Genomic DNA, 19,851 nt, shown 5'->3' on the forward strand with positions numbered 1-19,851 from the left:
ATGAGGATTTCCGCGAAGGCCGATTACGCCGTCAGGGCGGCGGCAGAGTTGGCCGCGTCCGAGCCCGGTGCGACGCGTACCGCTGAGGAACTCGCGACGGCGCAGAACATCCCGCGTAAGTTTCTTGAGGCGATTCTGACGGCACTGCGCAGCGCGGGACTCGTCGTGAGCCAGCGCGGACTCGGCGGCGGCTACCGCCTCGCACACGACGCCGCCGAGGTGTCGGTAGCGGATGTGGTGCGCGCCGTGGACGGACCGCTGGTCTTCGTGCGAGGGGAGCGTCCCTCCGAGCCTCGATTACCAGGGCGCGGCGGCGGGCCTCCTGCACGTGTGGGTCGCGCTGCGCGCCAACGTCCGCAGCGTCCTGGAGTCAGTCACGTTGGCCGATCTGGCGGCGGGAACGCTTCCGGCCGAGGTGCGCGAGATGCTCTCCGACGACGGCGCGTGGGAGAGCCCGGATTCCCCATCTTTCTAGTAGGTATTGTTTCCTACTAGGGAAGTAGGTATTGTTCCGGATACGGCGTGTCCCTCGCCGTCGGCGTTGGCGCGCCGCCTGACCCCGGGAGGATGCCATGCGTTCCCTCATCGTCCTCGCGCTCATCGGCTTCGGCGCCCAACTCGTCGACGGATCGCTCGGCATGGCCTATGGCGTCACCTCGACGACGCTCCTGCTCGCCGCGGGGATCAGCCCCGTCGCGGCGTCGGCCACCGTCCACCTCGCCGAGGTGGGCACCACCCTGGCCAGCGGCGCGGCGCACTGGAAGCTCGGCAACGTTGATTGGCGTGTCGTCAGGCGCGTCGGCATCCCCGGCGCGGCGGGCGCCTTCCTCGGCGCCACCGTGCTGTCGAATATCTCGACCGAGCTCGCCGCCCCCATCATGGCCATCGTGCTGCTGTCGCTCGGCGTGTACGTCCTGCTGCGCTTCACCATCTGGGGAGTGCGCACCGCACCGGACCGCCGCCCCTCGGCAAGCGATTCCTCGCACCGCTCGGACTCGTGGCCGGATTCGTCGACGCGACCGGAGGCGGCGGCTGGGGCCCCGTGGGTACCCCGGCGCTGCTCGCCTCGGGCCGCATGGAGCCGCGCAAGGTCATCGGCTCGATCGACACGAGCGAATTCTTGGTGGCCCTCGCAGCGTCGCTGGGCTTCCTCATCGGCATCGGCACCGCAGGCATCGATGCAGGATGGGTGCTCGCGCTGCTCGCGGGTGGACTCCTCGCGGCCCCGATCGCCGCGTGGCTCGTGCGCATCGTGCCGCCGCGTCTGCTCGGCGCCGCGGTGGGTGGACTCATCATCCTCACCAACACCCGCACGCTCATCAGGGCAGAGCTCCTGCCGGTGACCGGCGCGGCGCAGACCGCGGTCTACGCACTGATCGTCGTCATCTGGGTCGCGGCCATTGCCTGGTCCTGGCGCGCCCACCGTCGCGACACGCTCGCGGCGAAGCAGTCGGAGCACGGCGCGCCCGCGCTCGTCGTCGACTGATCCCGACCCGCCCGCGTTGTTCCCGTCCCCCACGGTTGAGCGACGCGGGTGCGGATGAAGGGCGTTGGCCATCGTCATGATGGCCGACGCCCTTCGTCATTCCCGCGGCCGATGCCGCCGCGACGAGGCCCCTGCTAGGTTGCCTCGCAGGAGGTGGTCCCGCATGGATTCAATGTGGTGGTTCATCGGCGCTATGGCGCTCGGTATCGTCGAGGTTTTCACCCTCGATCTCACGTTCGCCATGCTCGCCGGAGGTGCCCTCGCAGGCGGCGCCGCAGCGCTCTTGGGCGCCCCGCTGTGGCTCAGCATCGTCATCGCCTGCCTTGTGGCGGCGCTCCTGCTTTTCACGCTGAGGCCTTATCTGCTCAAGTCGTTGCGCGCCAAGGGCGAGCTCATCGAGACCAATGCCGTCGCCCTCATCGGCGCGATCGCGCGCACACTCGACGAGGTCACCGAGACCCGCGGCCGGGTCAAGGCTCAGCGGGGAGGTGTGGAGCGCCAGGACTGAGGACGACGCTCCGCCGATCGCCGAAGGAATCGAGGTCACCGTCGTGGCCATTAGGGGTGCGACGGCCATCGTCGCGCCAGAGAAGGGGGAATGACATGACACCTACGCAGATCGTCGTCATCGTGCTCGCGGCGACATTCGCGCTGTTCGTGATCATTGCGATCGCTCGCGCGATCCAGATTGTGCCGCAGGCCGAGACCCGCGTGGTCGAGCGCCTCGGACGCTACAGCCGCACCATGCAGGCAGGCATGCACCTGCTGGTGCCCTTCGTGGACAAGGTGCGTCAGCGCGTCGACATGCGCGAGCAGGTCGTGTCCTTCCCCCGCAGTCGGTGATTACGTCCGACAACCTCGTGGTGGAGATCGACACCGTCATCTACTTCCAGGTGACGGACGCCAGGGCAGCGGTCTACGAGATCGCCAACTACATCGTCGGTATGCAGCAGGCTCACCGTCACCACGATTCGTAACGTCATCGGCACGATGGACCTCGAGCAGACGCTGACCAGCCGTGACCAGATCAATGGCCGCCTGCGTTCCGTCCTCGATGAGGCGACCGGCAAGTGGGGTATCCGCGTGGGCCGCGTCGAGCCTCAAGGCCATCGACCCGCCCGTGTCCGTCAAGGACTCGATGGAGAAGCAGATGCGTGCCGAGCGTGACCGCCGTGCCGCGATCCTCACCGCGGAGGGCGTGAAGCAGTCGCAGATCCTCACCGCGGAGGGCGAGAAGCAGTCGGCCATCCTCAAGGCCGAGGGTGAGGCACAGTCCGCCATCCTCAAGGCCGAGGGTGAGGCCCGCGCGATTCTCCAGGTCTTCGACGCCATCCACGAGGGTGACGCCGACTCGAAGCCTGCTCGCCTACCAGTACCTTCAGGTGCTGCCCGAGATCGCCAAGACCGACTCGAACAAGGTGTGGTTCGTTCCCACCGAGTTCACGGGCGCGCTCAAGTCGATCTCCGCGGCCTTTGGACAGGAGGAGAGCGTTGAGCCCCTGCAACGCGATCCGCAGCGTGGCCAGGACCGTGCGTCGAAGGCGACGCAGGCGCTCGTGGACCCCGCCGAGGCGCTGCGTCAGGCGCGCCAGGAGGTGGAGGACGCGACCTCCGACGCCACCGATGCAGGCACCCGTTCGGGTCGCCCGTTCGACCCCGACGCGGAGCGCGGCCAGCAGTAGGCACGCCTCGCGCACGACAGGTGCGCCAGTGGACACTCCGTGTGCGCTGGCGCACCTTCGTGTTTCTGGGGTCAGGCGCCGCTCCTGCGAGAATGGCCCGGTGGATCTCCTCGACGACTATCGCGACCTCACCGATGTGGCGCTGCGCCGCCGCCTCGAGCCCGAGCGGGGGCTCTACATGGCGGAGGGCGCGAAGGTGATCGAGCGGGCGCTCGCGGCGGGCCACCGGCCTCGGTCGATTCTGGTCAGTCCGCGGTGGGAGGAGTCCGCGAGGCGGGCGCTTGAGGTTGTGGGGATCGACGCCCCCGTCCTCGTCCATCCCGAGAGCGTGCTCGAGGAGGTCACCGGCTATCAGGTGCATCGCGGCGCCCTGGCGGCGATGGAACGGCCCGCGCTGCCGGCCCTGGCGGACCTGGTGCGTGATGCGCGCCGCGTGGTCGTCCTCGAAGGCATCGTGGATCACACCAATGTGGGAGCGATCTTCCGCTCGGCAGGCGGCATCGGCGCCGACGCGATCGTCTGCGCGCCCACGTGCGCCGACCCGCTGTACCGCCGGAGCGTCAAGGTGTCGATGGGCACGGTGTTTCAGGTGCCGTGGACGCGAGTCGATCAGTGGCCAGGGGCCCTCACTCGCCTGCAGCAGGAGGGTTTTGTGGTGGCGGCACTCGCTCTCGCCGACGATGCGGTGACGCTCGATGAGTTCGCGGCCGCGGGCCACGCACGTATCGCCCTGGTGATGGGCGCGGAGGGTGACGGACTCACCCGGGCCGCTCAGCGGACGGCCGATGCGGTGGTCACCATCCCCATGAGGGGCGACGTCGACTCACTCAACGTCGCGGCCGCATCGGCCGTCGCGCTGTGGGCGCTGCGCTAGTTGCTGCGCAGCGGGGGCCGGGACGCACACCCCGGCCCCACGTCAAGGCGTCACGGACGCCTCGACCAGATGCGTCGCGTGATCGTAGGTGAACGTGACCGTAGAGTCCTCGGCGAGCGCGAGCGTGATGTTGGCCCCGTCGCGCACGCCCGCGTCCCCGTAGTTCTCGGTCCACGCGCCGTCGATGGCGATCTTGTACTCGTAGGAGCCCGCCGAGAGTTCGACCGTGAGGACCCACAGTGCCGCGTCTTCGTCGAGCGTCATCTGGACGGCGTCGCAGTCGGGCTGCCAGTCCTGCGAGCAGCCCGCGGCCGCGTTGAAGGACCCGGGGACAGACACCGCCGCCGGTTGAGCCGCCGCGCCCGCGACGGCCGGGATGATCGACGATGTCACGGTGGTGCCGCCAGAGGTCGCCACGGCTCGATACTGCACCTCGGTGCCGGGGGCGAAGCCGGACGCATCGTCCCGCACCGTCCATGCGGGCGCGGACGTGTCGGTGCCCACCGTCTCCCAGTCGCCGCCTGACACCCTGCGCTCGAACGTGACCTCGGTGTCGGTACGCACCGGCAGCACGGTCGCCTCCAGCACAGGCGTGTCGCCGAGGGTCGCGCCGGTCAGCGGCTGCGTGAGACTGACCGTTGGCGCGGCGACGGTGCCCGTCAGGAGGTCCGATGCTGACGTCTTGCCCTTCGCGTTGGCCGCCACCGCCTGGTACGTCACCTCGGTGCCGGAAGCGAGGTCAGCGGTGGGGTCAAAGACCTGGTAAGGCGCGTTGTCGTCGGTGCCGAGAAGGCTCCCAGGCGCCGTCGTCGACGCGTGCCCAGAACGTCACCTCCGCATAGGCGTCGCCGTCGACCTCGGCGGTGACCTGCAGGCGGCCGGGGTCCTCTGCGGCCGGTGCCGCGCCGGTGAGTGTCACCGCGGGTGCGCCCTTGGCGGGAGAGACGCGGCCCGCCGACTCGTAGACGACCGCGCTCAGGGCGGGCACGGTGACCGTGAGGGTGGCGTCTGCATCGGTGCGCACGGAACCCGTGGCGCCGTGGATCGCCTTGTATTGGCGCTTGGCGGCCCACGTCGGGATCTCCGCCGTGACGGCCTCCGTCGCGTTGTTGACCGCGACCACATACTCGCGCTGGTCATCGGCGTCCATGCGGCTGAAGGCGTAGACGCCAGCGCCGTCGGACGCGAAGCGGGTCTGGTGGACTCCATCGCGCAATGCCGGGTGGTCGTCGACCAGGGAGGCGAGCGCGGCGACGGCCTCATAGACCGGGTGCGACGTGTCGTAGGAGTCCGTGGCGAGGGTGGCGTCGGTGCCGAGGAGATCGTCGGCGAGGTAGTCCTCCACCTGGGACGCGAACAGCGTCTGACGAGCCTCCTTGTCGCCGCCGTCGCCGGTGAAGCCCTGCTCGTCGCCGTAGTAGATCACGGGGTTGCCGCGCGAGAGCATGAGGAGCGAGTGCGCGAGGATGTCTCGCTGCACCAGTTCGGCGTCCGCTGCCCCGGGGTTGTCGGCGACCAGGAAGGAGCCGAAGCGCCCCATGTCGTGATTGCCCAGGAAAGTGGGCAGTTGGTAGGCGTTCGAATCGGCATCGGTGTACCAGTCATCGGCCGCAAAAAAGTCGGCGAGCGCCGCGGCCGAGCCGGACTGCGAGGCATAGGCGCGCGCGGCCTCCTGGAACGGGAAGTCAAGGATCGCCTGCATGGAAGCGGTGGTGGTGTAGTGCGAGGTGACTGCTCGCGACGTGTCGAACACCTCGCCAAACATCATGAACTCGTCCTTGCCTGCGACATGGGCCGCGGCCAGCACCTCGGGGCCGAATCGCTGCCAGAACGCGTCATCGACGTGCTTCATAGTGTCGATGCGGAAGCCGTCAATCCCGAAGTCCTCGATCCACGTCGAGTAGATGTCGACCATGCCGTCCACCACGGCGGGGTTCTCCGTGAAGAGGTCGTCGAGTCCGTAGAAGTCGCCGTATTGCGAATCCTCTCCCGCGAAGGTGGTGTCGCCGCGGTGGTGATACATCGTGAGGTCGTTCAGCCACGCGGGCGTCTTGGCGTTCTCCTCGCCGGCCTCGCCTGCGGCGTGTAGGGGAAGGACGTTTGCGCGTCGAGAGTGGGGAAGTCCGCGGTTCCGGCGACATCCCGGTCGTCAAAGGCGACCCCGTCGGCGTCCAGATATGGCGCATCGTCCTTGCTGACGTACGCGACCCTGTCTCCTCGTCGTAGCCGATGACATCGGCGGTGTGGTTGGTGATGATGTCGAGGAACACCTTCATGCCGCGGTCGTGCGCCGCGTCGACGAGTTCCGCAAACTCGTCGTTGGTCCCCAGGTGCGGGTCGATCGTGGTGAAGTCGGTGACCCAGTAGCCGTGGTAGCCGGCGGAGGAGTCCTCGAGCCTGGACTGGCTTGTTGGTGAACGAAGGCGTGAGCCAGATCGCGGTGGTGCCCAGCCCCTCGATGTAGTCGAGGTTGTCTCGCAGCCCCGCGAGGTCTCCGCCCTGGTAGAAGCCTGCATCGGTGGGATCGTAGCCGGAGACGAGGGGGTCGTCGCCGTAGCCGCCGGTGTTGTTGGCGGGGTCGCCGTCGGCGAAGCGGTCCGCCATGACGAAGTAGAACTGTTCGCCCGTCAGGGACTGGCGCAGCGGCTGCTCGGCGCGGGGTTCGGTCGCGCTACTCAGGGCTCCGCAGCCGGTGATGGCGATGGCCGATGCCGCGGCGAGCGTGGCGGCGATGCGTGTGGTGGGTTGGGTCGCCACGGGGGCCTCCTTCGTTGCAGGACGGGCGTTGGCGACGAATGTATACGCTTGCACAGATGCGTGCAAGAGGTGGCGTGGAGCGGGGCGAGCGCCTCGGCGATGGGGGACATTCTGCGCTGACAGCGCTTGCATTCCGAGGGCGGATGGACGATGTCGGCACCTCCTGCGATAATCGAACATATGTTCGAACACGAGCCTTGGCGGCTCGCCGCAGGAGGAGGGGAGACCCGCATGCTGAAGCCCCAACATGGCGCGGCTGGCAGCAGCCAGGCCGACCGGTTGGCGGCTGCGCGCAGGGCCCTCGCGGGGGTGGAATCCCGGGTGGGGACCACCCGCGAGAGAGGGAGAAGCCGCGCTTGCCATTGGCGCAGGTGCTGTCCCCGCTGATCCCTGCGGGCTTGGCGCGCGGTTCGGTGGTCTCGGTCGAGGGCTCCACCTCGCTCATGGTGGCCCTCGCGGCGAGGGCGTCTCACGAGGGATCGTGGTCGGCGATCGTGGGGATGCCCGCCGTGGGAGTGGTGGCCGCCGCCAGGCGAGGCCTCGACCTGTCCAAGCTCGTGCTGGTCCCACACCCGGGTACTCAGGTGGTCGAGGTGGCTGGCGCGTGCGTGGACGGGATGGACGTCACCCTGCTGGGGGCACGGCTGGCGTTGTCCGATGCGGACCGCAGACGCCTGATGTCCCGCGCCAGGGAACGCGGCTCCGTCGTCATCGCCTCGGGGCCATGGTCGGGAGCCCACCTGCGCCTCGTGGTGGAACACTCCGCCTGGCGTGGTCTTGGCGCAGGGGAGGGGCGGCTGCGCGAGCGAGACCTCACCGTCGCCGTCACCTCGCGGCGTGAGGGAGCGACGCGGCGGGTACGGATCGTGCTCGATGCGGACACCAGCGGGTTGCGTCATGGGGCGGCCCGTGTCGCTGAGGAGGTGGCATGAGCGCCCCCGTCCATGCCCGAGGCGGGCCCGTCACCACCACCAGGAGGGCCGTCCTGTGGGTGCCTGACTGGCCGGTTGCCGCCGCCATGCGCGAGGCAGGGCTGGGAGCGGATGCCCCCGCCGCCGTCCTTCACGGACGCGGCATGGTGGCCGTCTCTGCTGCCGCGCGTGCCGCAGGGGTGCGTCGTGGCCACGGCAAGCGGCAGGCGCAGCGAGCCTGCCCCGAAGTGGTGATCCTTCCCTACGACGAGGGACGCGACGCACGAGAGTTCGAGGCCGTCGCCGCCGCAGCGGAGGAGGTGGTCGCCGGGGTGGAGATCTCCAGGCCCGGCCTGCTCATGATTCCCGCCGAGGGTGCCGCGCGCTTCCACGGATCCGAGGAGGCGCTCGCCGAGGCACTGGTCACCGCCGTCGCCGAGGCCTCGGGGCACGAGTGCTCGGTGGGTGCCGCGGATGGGCTTCTCGCGGCCATTCTGGCGGCGCGTGCCTCGGTGCTGGTCCCCACGGGAGCCTCTGCCGAGTTCCTCGCCACCGCCCCCGTCACGGTGCTCCCGCTCGCGGCCATGGAGCGGCGCCAGCGCGAGGCTGTCGAGGACCTGGTGAGCGTGCTCGGTCGGCTTGGCATCGACACCCTCGCTCACTTCACGGCGCTTCCCGTGGGAGACGTCCTGGCCCGCTTCGGCCCCGTCGGGAGATGGGCCCACCACATCGGGCTCGGCCACGATGTCCGCCCTCCCGTGCTGCGCCGCGCGGAGGACGACATCGAGGTGGGGTACGAGTTCGAGGAGCCTGCGCAGCGCATCGAGCAACTCACCCTCGTGGCAGCGGAGTCGTCACGTCTCCTCGATGAGGCGCTGCTGGCCGCCGGGGTGCGCTGTGCGAGGGTGAGGATCACGGCCCGCACCGAACGAGGCGACGTTCTCGAAAGGGTGTGGCGCACCGACGTGGGGTCACGTGCGGGGGCCTTCGCGCGTCACATGACGGATCGCGTCCGCTGGCAACTCGAGGGATGGCTCTCCGGCACGGCGAATGGTCCCGAGCCCGCACCGCTGACCTCGCTCAGTCTCACAGCGCAGGACGTCATCGCCCTCGGCGACGAGCAGGCCTACCTGTGGGGAGGAGTCTCCGGAGCGGACTCGCGTGCCCAGCGCACCGTGGAAAGGATGCAGTCCCTCCTGGGCCCCGATGCGGTGCTCGCGGTGCGGGAACAGGGTGGACGCTCTCCCCGTGACCGGGTACTGGCGTCGCCGTGGGGGCAGGAAACCACGCCCGCGCGCAAGGTGGAGCACCCGTGGCCGGGTCGCATTCCCGACCCCGCGCCTGCCACCGTGCTTCCGCTGCCCGAACCCATGCAGGTCCTCGACGCGGGAGGAAGCCCCGTGGTCGTGGACAGAAGGCTTGCGCTCTCCGCCCCGCCCACCTGGGTGAGGCTTCAGGCGGATCCTGGGCGCGCTAGGGCGGCCGCGGCTCGCCGTCATCCCGCCGCAGGTCACGTCGGTGACGAACCCACCTGGGCAGAGGTGCAGCCCATCGAGGCGTGGGCGGGGCCATGGCCCATCGCCGAGCGATGGTGGGCCGCCGATGCCTCCCGGCGTGCCTACCTGCAGGTGATCCTGCGGCGGACGGAGGGCGGGCCGGCCCTGCTGGCGGCGTTCTCCGGCGGTCAATGGTGGCTGGAGGCCCTCTATGACTGAGCCGCGCTACGCCGAACTGCACGCGCACAGCGCGTTCAGGCTTTCTTGATGGCGCGAGCCATCCCGAGGAGATGGCGGCTGAGGCGGGCAGACTGGGGCTGAGTGCCCTGGCCATCACCGACCATGATGGGCTGTACGGCGCGGTGCGCTTCGCCAACGCTGCCCGCGCCATCGACCTGCCCACCGTTTTTGGCGCGGAACTTCATCTGGCGGCGCCGGAAACCCCAGGAGGTCCTCCCGTTCTCGACCCCCCACCGGCAAACCCGACCCTCGCGGCTCGCATCTGCTGGTGCTCGCGCGCGGCGCCAACGGTTACGGCCGGCTGTCCCATGCGATCGGCATGGCGCACCTGGCGACCGGAGAGAAGGGGCTGGCCCGCTACACCCTCGAGGACCTCGCTGCCACCGGAGGAGGGGAGTTCCTGGTGCTGACCGGCTGCCGCAAGGGCACGGTACGCCGTGCGCTCGCGGGCATCGGAGTGCCGGGCGCAAGCGCCCTGACCGGTGCGGTGACCAGGGCAGGAGTGGAGGCGGCGCGGCGTGAGATCGACACGCTCGCGAGCCTGTTCGGTCGCGACAACGTCGCCGTAGAGATCTCCGACACGGGCGACCCCTTCGATACCGAGATCGCCGATGCGCTCGCGGACCTTGCCTTCGACGCCCATCTCCCGCTCGTCGCCACCACGAACGCGCACTATGCGTCACCCCGCGATGCCGATCTCGCCGCCGCGGTCGCTGCCGTGCGGGCGCGCTCGTCGCTCGACGAGATGGACGGCTGGCTCCCGGCAGGCGCCGCGGGTCACCTGCGATCCGCGGCGGAGATGCTGGTGAGGCACCGCAGGCACCCCCAGGCGGTGGCCACGGCCGCGGCCCTGGCGGACGAGTGTGCCTTCGACCTCCAGTTGGTTGCCCCGCATTTGCCTCCGTACCCGGTGCCTGAGGGGCACACCGAGGCGTCGTGGCTTCGCGAGCCTGGTGCGACGGGGTGCCGTCGAACGTTACGGCCCTCCCGAGGCCGAGCGGGTCTCCGGCGCATGGGCCCAGATCGCGCACGAGATGAACGTCATCGAGGCGCTCGACTTTCCCGGCTACTTCCTCATCGTGCATGACATCGTGAATTTCTGCCGCGAACAGGGGATCCTGTGTCAGGGACGCGGATCGGCAGCCAACTCGGCCGTGTGCTTCGCCTTGGGGGTGACCGCCGTCGACGCCGTCACTCACGGGCTGCTCTTCGAACGCTTCCTCGCGCCCGAGCGCGACGGACCCCCGACATCGACGTCGATATCGAGTCCGATCGTCGCGAGGAGGTCATCCAATACGTCTTCCGCCGCTTCGGTCGCATCAACGCGGCGATGGTGGCGAACGTCATCCAGTATCGGCCGCGCTCGGCGGTACGGGACGCGGCGAAGGCGCTGGGATATGACACGGGCCAGCAGGACGCCTGGTCCACGAGCATCGACCGTTGGGGGCGCTGCGGGTGCCACAGGAGAAGCAGGAGGAATGGGCGGCGAAACAGCGTGACGCGATGTGGCCAGAACCTCCGCCAAGCCAAGACCTCGACCACATTCCCGAGCCCGTCCTCGACCTTGCCGACCGCTTCATGCGACTGCCGCGCCATCTCGGCATTCACCCGGGCGGCATGGTGTTATGCGACCGACCTGTCATCGACGTATGCCCGGTGGAATGGGCGCGGATGCCAGGGCGGACGGTGCTGCAGTGGGACAAAGACGACTGTGCCGACGCGGGACTGGTGAAGTTCGACCTCCTGGGGCTGGGCATGCTGTCCGCGCTCAGGTACGCCTTCGAGTACATGCGTGACGTCGCGGGCGAGCAGTGGGGCCTGCACTCGTTGCCTCAGGAGGACCCTGCCGTCTACGACCTGCTGTGCGCCGCGGACACGGTCGGGGTGTTTCAGGTGGAGTCGCGGGCGCAGATGGCCACCCTGCCTCGGCTGCGGCCCCGACGTTTCTACGACATCGTCATCGAGGTGGCGTTGATCCGGCCCGGCCCCATCCAGGGAGGCTCGGTTCATCCCTACATCAATCGCGCGCGGGGTCGCGAAGAGGTCACCTACCTCCACCCGCTACTCGAGAGGTCTCTTGGCAAGACGCTGGGAGTGCCGCTGTTCCAGGAGCAACTGATGCAGATGGCGATGGACTGCGCCGGGTTCGACGGTGCGCTCGCGGACCAGCCTACGCAGGGCGATGGGTTCCAAACGCAGCCCCGAACGGATGGAGGCGCTGCGCGCGCGATTCCTTGTCGGCGCACACGAGCGAGGCATCACCGCCGACGTCGCCGCCCAGATCTTCGACAAGGCTCAAGGCCTTTGCCGACTTCGGGTTTCCCGAGTCGCACTCGTACTCCTTCGCCTACCTCGTGTATGCCTCCAGTTGGCTTAAGGTGCACCGCCCCGCCGCCTTCTATGCCGGATTGCTGGCCGCTCAGCCGATGGGCTTCTATAGCCCGCAGTCCCTCGCAGCGGATGCGAGGCGTCACGGCCAGGTGGTCTTGCGTCCCTGCGTGGCGCGCTCCGCGGCGCTGGCCACGGTGGAGCGCCTCGAAGTGCCCTTCACGGAGCCCGCGGAGACCCGCCCCGACATGGCGCGGCTGAGCCGCGTGGACCGCACCCTCGCCGTGCGCATGGGACTCGCCTCGGTGCGGGGCCTCGGTGCCGACGCGGCCCAGGCGATTGTGGAGGCCCGCGCCGTGCGTCCGTTTGCTGACCTTCGTGACATGGCGCGCAGGGTGCAGGTGCGACCGGCGGGAGTCTCCGGCCAGGCAGGGATTGCGCCGGCCAAGGGGCTGACGACGGCTCAGTGGGAAGCCCTCGCCACCGCGGGCGCGCTCGAATCCTTCGGGGTCACGCGGCGAGAGGGGTTGTGGGCCTCGGGTGCGCTCGCCCTCGAGGGCCCCGACACCCTTCCAGGCACCGTCCCCGGGGTCGACGCGCCGATGTTGCCGGGGATGAGCGCCGTCGAGGAGGCCGTCGCCGACGTGTGGGCATCGGGGGTGTCGGTGGATACCTACCCGACCGTGTTCGTGCGCGAGGGGCTGAACACCCAGGGGGTGCTGACCGTGGCAGGCGTGCTCGCGCACGAGGCCGAACGGCGCGTGAGCGTGGCAGGCGTCGTCACGCATCGTCAGCGGCCCGGGACCGCGAAGGGGGTGACCTTCCTGTCTGTCGAGGACGAGACGGGCTTCCTCAACGTGATCTGTTCTCGGGGGGTGTGGCGCCGCTTCCAACCCGTCGCACGGCGCTCACCTGCGCTCGTGATCCGCGGTCGTATCGAGCGAGCCGATGGCGCCACCAACCTGGTCGCGGAGCATCTGGCTCCGCTATCTCTCACCGTGCCGTCAAGGAGCCGTGACTTCCGCTGACAGTTTCAGGGAAGTGGTGAAACGACCTCGAAAATGCGTGCTAGAGTTTCTTCTCGCTGACGGGCTCGAAAGAGCGAATCAGACACCCTGTCCGGGTGGCGGAATTGGCAGACGCGCTAGGCTTGAGGTGCTAGTGCCCGTATTAGGGCGTGGGGGTTCAAGTCCCCCTCGGACACCACGAGATGAAGGGCCGGAGCGCAAGCTCCGGCCCTTCGTCGTTTCTCGGCTATCTCTCCGTCGCCTGATGCGTCGCCGATGCGGTTCCACGCGCGGTTGGTGCGCCACCGGTGACCTCCGTCCACGCTCACGGGGCGCAGGGTCGCCATCTCCGCGCGCGACGGCTTGCCGATGTCCCGGGCGGACGCCATTAGCCTGGGCGCATGAGCCTTGACGTCGTCCGCACTTGCCAGGACCTCATCCGCATCGACACCTCGAACTACGGTGACGACCCGGGCCCCGGCGAGCGTGAGGCGGCCGAGTACGTCGCGGACGTTCTGCGCGACCTCGGCCTCGAACCCGTCATCCGCGAGTCGCAGCCCGGACGCGCCAACGTCACCGCGCGCTGGCGCGGCACCGATGCGAACCGTGACGGCATGGTGCTGCACGGACACCTCGACGTGGTGCCCGCCTTCGCGGACGACTGGTCTGTCGACCCCTTCGGCGCCGAGATCAAGGACGGCATGCTGTACGGCCGCGGCGCGGTGGACATGAAGAACATGGACGCCATGATTCTCGCGTCCGTGGCGCGCATGATCGAGTCAGGGCAGCGACCGGAGCGCGACGTCGTGATCGCCTTCTTCGCCGACGAGGAGCACGGCGGGCGCAGGGGAGCGGGGTGGATGGTCGACCACCACCCGGAGGACTTCGCCGGCTGCACCGAGGCCGTGAGCGAAGTCGGAGGCTTTTCCGCCTACGTCAACGGCAAGCGTGCCTACCTGCTGCAGACGGCGGAGAAGGGCATCCAGTGGCTGCGCCTCATCGCTCACGGCAAGCAGGGCCACGGCTCGCTGGTCCACACCGACAATGCGGTGGCGCACCTCGCAGGTGCACTGCAGCGCATTGCCGCGCACGGCTGGGACATCGATGTGACGCCCACAGTCGAGACGTTGCTGCGCGGCGTGGCAGATCTCGAAGGAATCGAGTACGAGCCCACTGCCGAGGGCATCGGGCGTCTCATCACGGGGCTTGGCGCCGTGGGGCCGATGATCGACGCGTCGATCCGCAACACCGCGAACCCCACGATGATGCAGGCCGGCTACAAGACCAACGTGGTTCCCGATACGGCGGTGGGCTACGTCGACAGCCGCTTCCTTCCGGGGCAGCAGGAGCAGGTCCTGCGTCAGATCGAGGAACTGGCGGGGACCCACGTCAAGGTCGAGCCGTACATTACGGAGCGCAGCCTCGAGGCGCCGTTCGACGTGCCGCTCGTGGAACGGATGGTTGCGTCGCTGGTCGCGGAGGACCCTGGAGCCACGGTGCTGCCGTACAACATGATGGGTGGCACCGACAACAAGCACCTGGCGCAGTTGGGCATCGCGGGCTACGGCTTCGCGCCGCTGCTGCTGCCGCCGGATCTCGACTTTCCCAGCCTCTTCCATGGCATCGACGAGCGCATCCCGGTCGACTCGCTTCACTTCGGCACCACGGTGCTGACCCGCTTCTTGTCGCAGTGCTGACATGCGCGTGACGGCCGTCGTGGTGCTCGTGGTCCTCGGCATCGGTGGACTCGTCGGGGGAGTGTCATTCCTGGCAGACCCCTCCGGCGCGGGGCTGGGTCTCGACGGCACGCCGCTGCCGGGATGGCTTGCCGGAGACTACCTCCTGCCGGGGGTGGCGCTGGTGAGCGTCTTCGGCGTCGCCCCGCTTGTCACCGCGGTCGCCGTGCGGCGACGATGGCGCCACGCGTGGACGTGGACCGCCGCCCTGGGGCTCGCCTTGCTGGCGTGGATGGCAGTGCAGGTCGCCATCATCGGATGGGCGGCGCCGCCGATGCAGGGCGCCTTCACGCTGATCGGCGCGTGGCTTGCCTGGGTGGGCGTGAGTCGCGCGCGACGTCAGAGCGCGTCGGAGCGCTGAACCAGCATCACCTTGCGGCGTAGCCACACACGGCGCGCCCCACCGATGAACTTCTGCGAGCGGGCCAGGCTCCCAGCGTCCGTACTCGGCCTGCTCGGTGAGGATCGAGCGAGCCTCCGAGCGCGTGATCGCGCTGGGGATGTCCACGACGCGCCACTCAAACCTGCTTGTGGCAGGCTCGCGCCGACGCCGCGGGTCCACCACATGCGCCGCTGTCGGGTTCGAGTGCTTCCTCATCACACCTCCCATTCAACCGCGTTCGCGGTTATCGTCGTGAACATGAGCGCTGAAGCCCGTGAGGCCCTTCGCCGTCTGACCGCCGCCTTCGAGGAGCACCTCGAGGCGGTCACGTCGCGCCGCGGCGAGGAGGATGCCACCGTCGACGATGCGTATGAGGCGCTCGCCGAGGCGTTCGTGCGGTACGAGGAGGTCTTGGACGTTGAGTACGCCGAGACGCTACCCGTGTTGCTCGACGAAGACTTCGACGAGGAGGCGCTCGACGGACACGCGGAAGAGGACGACGAGGCGCTCGACGACGACCTTGACGACTTCGACCTGAGGCAGGAGTAGCGCGTCGTCGTCATCGCCCTACCGCCGCTCGGGATACCCGGTGTGAGGCGCTGAAACTTCGTCCAGGGCCTGCGCAATCGCCTCGGGAAGGCTCGAGGTCGGCGGCCACCAGAGCCGGACGCAACTGCTTCGCGGTCCGTGCTCCCACGATGGCGCTGGTGAGGCCGGGGCGGCTGAGCGTCCACGCGAGCGCGGTCTCCAGCGGGCTCCAGCCCAGTCCCTCAGCAGGCTGTCTCGAGTGCGCTCACCACGATCCCGGAGCGCTGGTCGAGGTACGGGGCGACAAAACCGGCGAGGTGCTCGGACGCCGCGCGGGAATCTGCGGGAACGGCGTCGCGGTATTTGCCCGTGAGGACCCCCTCCCGAGCGGAGACCACCCCAACACTCCCATGCCGAGGGCCTGAGCGGCGGGCATCACCTCGCGCTCCACGCCCCGCTCAAGCAGCGAGTACTCGACCTCGGTGGCGGCGATCGCCGGCCTGCCGGTCGCGAGCGTCGCGATGCGCGCCATCGCCCAGCCGGGGAAGTTCGAGACACCCACGTACCGCGCCCGCCCGGTGTTCGCCGCGATCTCGAGCGCGTGCAGGGTCTCCTCGAGTGGCGTGACCGGGTCGAACGCGTGCACGAGCCACAGGTCAACGTGGTCGGTGCCGAGCCGCTCCAGGGACGCGTCGAGCGTGCTCAGCAGCGTGTCGCGCGATGCATCGACCATGCCTCCACGTGCGGTCCTGCGGATACCGGCCTTCGTGCAGATCTGGACGTCGGAGCGCGAGATCGAGGCGCCGAGTAGCGACCCGATCAGCGCCTCGGAGCCGCCGTCGGCGTAGGAGGCCGCGGTGTCCACGAGGGTTCCACCCGCGTCGAGAAACGCATCCAGCCTGCTGCCCGGCCTCGTCGGCGCCCGTATCGCGCGACCACGTCATCGTGCCAAGCGCGAGGCGCGACACCTCGAGACCGCTACTGCCGACACGTGCCCGTTCCATGGACGCGAACCTATCGAATGTGCGCGGGTGCGCCGTGATCCGACGCGCGGGCGCTAGCCTTGCCGGCATGGGTTGGTGGGAAGCGGTCATCCTCGGGCTGGTGCAGGCGCTGACGGAGTTCCTTCCGATCTCGTCGAGCGCACACATTCGTGTGATCGGCCCCCTGCTGCCACATGGTGCAGACCCGGGCGCCGCGTTCACCGCGATCATCCAGGCTCGGCACCGAGGCCGCGGTCCTGCTGTACTTCCGCAAGGACATCGTGCGGATTGTGAAGGCGTGGTTCGCGGCCCTGTTCGGCCACCACGGCAAAGACCGCGCTCATCGCCTTGGCAAAGGCAACCCCGATGCGCTCATGGGCTGGTGGGTGATCCTCGGCTCGATTCCGATCGTGGTGCTCGGGGTGATCTTCAAGGACGCCATCGAAGGGCATCTGCGCAACCTCTACATCACCGCCGCCGTGCTGGTGATCTTCGGCCTAGTGCTGGGCGTCGCCGACAAGATCGGACGGCGCACCCGTGAACTCGACACGCTGAAGGCGAAGGACGCGTGGCTTCTCGGTCTGGCACAGGCCATGGCCTTGATTCCCGGCGTCTCGCGATCGGGCGGCACCATCTCGATGGGACTGTTCCTTGGCCTCACGCGTGAGGCGGCGGCGCGCTACTCGTTCCTGCTGGCGATCCCGGCGGTCATCGGGTCCGCGGGCCTTGAGCTCGTCACCAATAGCGACGAACTGACCGCCGCGGGTGGCCCCGGCGCCCTCAACACCGTCATCGCGACCGTGGTGTCCTTCGCCGTGGGCTACGTGGTGATCGTGTGGTTCCTCGGCTCATCACGCACCACACGTATTGGCCGTTCGTCTGGTACCGCATCGGCTTCGCGGCGGTCATCCTGGCGCTCCTTGGCGCCGGAGTGATCCCGGCGCTGTAGCGCTACTTCGCGGTGCCGCCGTCGCGTCGACGCAGGAAGCGCTCGAACTCGGCGGCGATGGCATCGCCCGACGCCTCGGGCAGGCTGGTCTCGTCCATGAGTGACTCGAGCCTGGCGCACGTGGTCGGCGATCTCGTCGTCCTCCTGCGCGAGCTCATCGGCGCCGCGCTGCCACGCGTCGACCTCGTCCGGCAGGCTCACCCAGATCGATCGAGACGCCGATGAGGCGCTCCAACTGAGTGAGGAGCGCGGCGGTGGCCTTGGGGCTCGGCGGGTGAGCGATGTAGTGGGGGACACCCACCCACACGCTGAGGACCCGGATGCCGCGTAGTGGGCCTCGTGACCCAGGACGCCGACGATGCCCGTGGGGCCCTCGTAGTCCGAGCGCTCGAGGCCGAACTCGTCGCGGGCGTCCTCGTCCTCGCTTGTCACGAACGTGGGCAAGGGGCGCGTGTGCGGCACGTCGACGAGCAGGGCGCCCACCGTCACGAGCGTCGTCACCCCGAGGTCCTCGGCGTGGTCGAGCACCTCGGCGCAGAACGAGCGCCAACGCATGGAGGGCTCGATGCCACGAGCGACCACGATGCGCGGCCCACCCTCGGGGTCGGCGGTGGACAGGACCGTGCCCGGCCACGACACCACGCGGTCGCCCGATGCCATCCGCGTGATGGTCGGGCGGCTCACCTGGAAGTCGTGATAGTCCTCGGGGTCGAGCGCCGCGTGTTCACGCGCGCCCCACCAGGTCGCGAGGTGGTCGAGCGCGGCCGATGCGGCCGAGCCGGCATCGTTCCAGCCCTCGAACGCCGCGAGCATGACCGTCTCGTCGGCGCTGAGCGTTGGCTCCTGATCCTCGGTGTCCATCCGCCCAGCCTAGACTCGGGCCACGTGACTATGCACGCAACCTCGCCCGCCGCCGTCTTGTGGGATATGGACGGCACCCTGATTGACTCCGAGCCGTACTGGATCGCGGCCGAGACCGAGCCTGGCGCATCGGTTCGGTGCCCCCTGGACCCACGAGGACGGACTGAGCCTGGTGGGCAATCCGCTGCCCGTGTCGGCGCAGGTGTTGCGCGATCGCGGTGTCGACCTTCCGCTCGACGACATCACGGCGTTCCTGCTGGCACGGGTCAGCGATGCGGTACGCGCACATGTGCCGTGGCAGGAGGACGCGAAGCGACTCCTCGAGGCCACCGTCGCCGCGGGCATCCCGTGCGCGCTGGTGACGATGTCCTATACGCGGCTCGCCGACGCCTTCCTGGCGGCTGTCCCCGATGCCTTCGCGGTGGTGGTCACGGGCGACAGGGTCGCGCGCGGCAAGCCCGACCCCGAGGCCTACCTCACCGCCGCCCGTGAACTCGGCGTCGACATCACACGCTGTGTGGCGGTCGAGGACTCGCCCGCGGGCGTGGGGTCGGCGTGGAGTTCTGGCGCCAAGACGGTGGGCGTGCGTCGCCTCGTCCCGATCGAACCTCGCGCCGACCTGAGCCGTGTGCGCTCGCTCGAGGGCTGGAGCGTGAAGACGCTGTCGGAGGTCGCCGGCGGTCGGGTCGTCGACGACCTCGGCGACGAGATCTGACGAGGCTGGGGCGGGCCCGGACGGGGGTTAGGCGGCCTGAGGGCGCACTCCGAGCGCCTTCTCCACGGCGTCGGCATCGAGCGGGGGAGTCTGGCCCCCGAACTCCGGGCACAGCGCCTGGAATGAGCACCAGCCGCACAGTTTGGACTTCTTGGTCCTGAAGGCTCCTGCGCGCGCCGCGCCAAGGATGTCGTCCCACAGTTCGCGCACCTCGAACTCGATCTGCGCGAGGTCATCGTCGCTGGGGCGCAACACCAGCGTGCCGCCATCCTTGAGGAACAGCAGTTGCAGGAGTGCGGGGCGACGGCCACGCAGGCGCTCCACGAGCAGCGCGTAGAACCGCATCTGGAACTTCTCCTTGTGCCCGTACTGCGGTAGCGGCGTCTTGCCCGTCTTGTAGTCGATGATGCGGATCGAACCGTCGGGGGCCACATCGACGCGGTCGATGAAGCCGCGCAACAGCGGGCCGTCCTCCAACTGCCACTCCACGAACTCTTCGCGCGCGGCGGGCTCGAGCCGCTGCGGATTCTCCATCGAGAAGTACGTGGTCAGGCGCCCGCGCCCCTCGGCGAGCCACGCCTCCTCGGCGGCGGCGTCGACGTGCAACTGCGCGAGAGCGGCGTCCTTGGCGACCATGGCACGCCACTGCGGCTCGAGCATCGCCCACGCCGTCGCCTCCGTGCGCTCCGTCGCGGGCCGGTCGTACAGGTGTTCCAGGACGGCGTGCACCAGCGTCCCGAGTGTCGCTGCCGAGGACGGCGGCTCCGGAATCTTGTCCACGACCCTCAGGCGGTACATGAGGGGACACTGACGAAAGTCGCCCGCGCGCGACGGGGACAGGGCAGGCAGGCGGCGAGACATGGTTCCAGGGTAGGGCCGGCCTCTGACATGACCGCGTTCCAGAACGGAGCCGTGA

The 19,851-nt window shown here is 69.2% G+C and carries 14 protein-coding genes, 1 tRNA gene and 10 pseudogenes; 17 read left to right on the forward strand and 8 right to left on the reverse strand.

Annotated features, from left to right (window positions below; translation table 11 throughout):
- The 8 genes and pseudogenes from QQK48_RS15940 to QQK48_RS15965 all read left to right on the forward strand — a co-directional run bounded on the left by QQK48_RS15940 (position 1) and on the right by QQK48_RS15965 (position 4,042).
- Positions 1 to 475: pseudogene (locus QQK48_RS15940) on the forward strand (RrF2 family transcriptional regulator).
- 97 nt (positions 476 to 572) lie between these two features.
- Positions 573 to 1,486 (forward strand): annotated as a pseudogene (locus QQK48_RS15945) (sulfite exporter TauE/SafE family protein).
- A gap of 163 nt (positions 1,487 to 1,649) precedes the next feature.
- Positions 1,650 to 1,994: an NfeD family protein gene (locus QQK48_RS15950; protein ID WP_284329098.1), complete on the forward strand. Its 345-nt coding sequence runs from the start codon at positions 1,650 to 1,652 to the stop codon at positions 1,992 to 1,994.
- Positions 1,975 to 2,088 (forward strand): NfeD family protein, encoded by a 114-nt coding sequence (locus QQK48_RS15955; RefSeq protein WP_284329099.1) that lies wholly within the window; start codon positions 1,975 to 1,977, stop codon positions 2,086 to 2,088. The genes QQK48_RS15950 and QQK48_RS15955 overlap by 20 nt, the downstream gene beginning before the upstream one ends.
- A 142-nt stretch (positions 2,089 to 2,230) precedes the next feature.
- Positions 2,231 to 2,653 (forward strand): annotated as a pseudogene (locus QQK48_RS20600) (SPFH domain-containing protein).
- The gene (locus tag QQK48_RS20605; protein ID WP_348523688.1) at positions 2,637 to 2,981 is read left to right on the forward strand and encodes an SPFH domain-containing protein; all 345 of its coding nucleotides are present in this window, start codon (positions 2,637 to 2,639) and stop codon (positions 2,979 to 2,981) included. Before QQK48_RS20600 ends, QQK48_RS20605 begins: the two are co-directional and overlap by 17 nt.
- A 61-nt stretch (positions 2,982 to 3,042) precedes the next feature.
- On the forward strand, positions 3,043 to 3,168 hold the full coding sequence (locus QQK48_RS20610; RefSeq protein ID WP_348523689.1) for a hypothetical protein: 126 nt from the start codon (positions 3,043 to 3,045) through the stop codon (positions 3,166 to 3,168).
- Positions 3,169 to 3,268: 100 nt separating this feature from the next.
- Positions 3,269 to 4,042 (forward strand): TrmH family RNA methyltransferase, encoded by a 774-nt coding sequence (locus QQK48_RS15965; protein WP_284329100.1) that lies wholly within the window; start codon positions 3,269 to 3,271, stop codon positions 4,040 to 4,042.
- A 42-nt stretch (positions 4,043 to 4,084) separates the two neighbouring features.
- On the opposite strand, the gene QQK48_RS20615 is transcribed toward QQK48_RS15965, so the two are convergent.
- From QQK48_RS20615 to QQK48_RS20630, 4 genes and pseudogenes are all read right to left on the reverse strand, one after another.
- On the reverse strand, positions 4,085 to 4,762 hold the full coding sequence (locus QQK48_RS20615; protein ID WP_348523690.1) for a pullulanase X25 domain-containing protein: 678 nt from the start codon (positions 4,760 to 4,762) through the stop codon (positions 4,085 to 4,087).
- A gap of 31 nt (positions 4,763 to 4,793) precedes the next feature.
- On the reverse strand, positions 4,794 to 6,065 hold the full coding sequence (locus tag QQK48_RS20620) for an alpha-amylase family glycosyl hydrolase (protein WP_348523691.1): 1,272 nt from the start codon (positions 6,063 to 6,065) through the stop codon (positions 4,794 to 4,796).
- A 232-nt stretch (positions 6,066 to 6,297) separates the two neighbouring features.
- Positions 6,298 to 6,558 (reverse strand): annotated as a pseudogene (locus QQK48_RS20625) (alpha-amylase family glycosyl hydrolase); the annotation flags it as partial.
- Positions 6,500 to 7,162: pseudogene (locus QQK48_RS20630) on the reverse strand (hypothetical protein); the annotation flags it as partial. The pseudogenes QQK48_RS20625 and QQK48_RS20630, both read right to left, overlap by 59 nt.
- Between QQK48_RS20630 and QQK48_RS15975 the strand changes: the two are divergent.
- The 6 genes and pseudogenes from QQK48_RS15975 (at position 7,156) to QQK48_RS16000 (ending at position 14,878) form a co-directional block, all read left to right on the forward strand.
- On the forward strand, positions 7,156 to 7,731 hold the full coding sequence (locus QQK48_RS15975; protein ID WP_284329101.1) for a hypothetical protein: 576 nt from the start codon (positions 7,156 to 7,158) through the stop codon (positions 7,729 to 7,731). The pseudogene QQK48_RS20630 and the gene QQK48_RS15975 sit on opposite strands and share 7 nt — an antisense overlap.
- Complete coding sequence (locus QQK48_RS15980) at positions 7,728 to 9,425, forward strand: Y-family DNA polymerase (RefSeq protein WP_284329102.1); 1,698 nt, start codon at positions 7,728 to 7,730, stop codon at positions 9,423 to 9,425. The genes QQK48_RS15975 and QQK48_RS15980 overlap by 4 nt, the downstream gene beginning before the upstream one ends.
- Positions 9,418 to 12,802 (forward strand): annotated as a pseudogene (locus QQK48_RS15985) (error-prone DNA polymerase). The gene QQK48_RS15980 and the pseudogene QQK48_RS15985 overlap by 8 nt, the downstream one beginning before the upstream one ends.
- A gap of 89 nt (positions 12,803 to 12,891) precedes the next feature.
- Positions 12,892 to 12,980 (forward strand) — tRNA-Leu (locus tag QQK48_RS15990).
- Positions 12,981 to 13,182: 202 nt separating this feature from the next.
- Positions 13,183 to 14,478 (forward strand): M20/M25/M40 family metallo-hydrolase, encoded by a 1,296-nt coding sequence (locus tag QQK48_RS15995; RefSeq protein ID WP_284329103.1) that lies wholly within the window; start codon positions 13,183 to 13,185, stop codon positions 14,476 to 14,478.
- Between the two features lies 1 nt (position 14,479).
- Positions 14,480 to 14,878 carry a hypothetical protein gene (locus QQK48_RS16000; protein ID WP_284329104.1) on the forward strand — a complete coding sequence of 133 codons (399 nt, stop codon included), beginning with the start codon at positions 14,480 to 14,482 and terminating at the stop codon, positions 14,876 to 14,878.
- A gap of 111 nt (positions 14,879 to 14,989) precedes the next feature.
- Here QQK48_RS16000 and QQK48_RS20635 read toward each other — a convergent pair.
- Positions 14,990 to 15,127 (reverse strand): annotated as a pseudogene (locus tag QQK48_RS20635) (hypothetical protein); the annotation flags it as partial.
- A 30-nt stretch (positions 15,128 to 15,157) separates the two neighbouring features.
- Between QQK48_RS20635 and QQK48_RS16010 the strand changes: the two are divergent.
- Complete coding sequence (locus QQK48_RS16010; RefSeq protein ID WP_284329105.1) at positions 15,158 to 15,448, forward strand: primosomal protein; 291 nt, start codon at positions 15,158 to 15,160, stop codon at positions 15,446 to 15,448.
- An 18-nt stretch (positions 15,449 to 15,466) separates the two neighbouring features.
- Here QQK48_RS16010 and QQK48_RS16015 read toward each other — a convergent pair.
- Positions 15,467 to 16,431: pseudogene (locus QQK48_RS16015) on the reverse strand (aldo/keto reductase).
- A 67-nt stretch (positions 16,432 to 16,498) separates the two neighbouring features.
- Here QQK48_RS16015 and QQK48_RS16020 point away from each other — a divergent pair.
- Positions 16,499 to 17,359, forward strand: a pseudogene (locus QQK48_RS16020) (undecaprenyl-diphosphate phosphatase).
- Between the two features lie 154 nt (positions 17,360 to 17,513).
- On the opposite strand, the pseudogene QQK48_RS20645 reads toward QQK48_RS16020, so the two are convergent.
- Positions 17,514 to 18,220 (reverse strand): annotated as a pseudogene (locus tag QQK48_RS20645) (PAC2 family protein).
- A gap of 172 nt (positions 18,221 to 18,392) precedes the next feature.
- Between QQK48_RS20645 and QQK48_RS16030 the strand changes: the two are divergent.
- Positions 18,393 to 18,935 (forward strand): HAD family hydrolase, encoded by a 543-nt coding sequence (locus tag QQK48_RS16030; RefSeq protein WP_348523692.1) that lies wholly within the window; start codon positions 18,393 to 18,395, stop codon positions 18,933 to 18,935.
- A 27-nt stretch (positions 18,936 to 18,962) separates the two neighbouring features.
- On the opposite strand, the gene QQK48_RS16035 is transcribed toward QQK48_RS16030, so the two are convergent.
- Positions 18,963 to 19,796, reverse strand: a complete 834-nt coding sequence (locus QQK48_RS16035; protein WP_284329106.1) for a RecB family exonuclease — start codon at positions 19,794 to 19,796, stop codon at positions 18,963 to 18,965.
- Positions 19,797 to 19,851: the final 55 nt, after the last annotated feature.

It is taken from the genome of Demequina litorisediminis, assembly GCF_030161615.1.
In the GTDB taxonomy this organism is placed as follows: domain Bacteria; phylum Actinomycetota; class Actinomycetes; order Actinomycetales; family Demequinaceae; genus Demequina; species Demequina litorisediminis.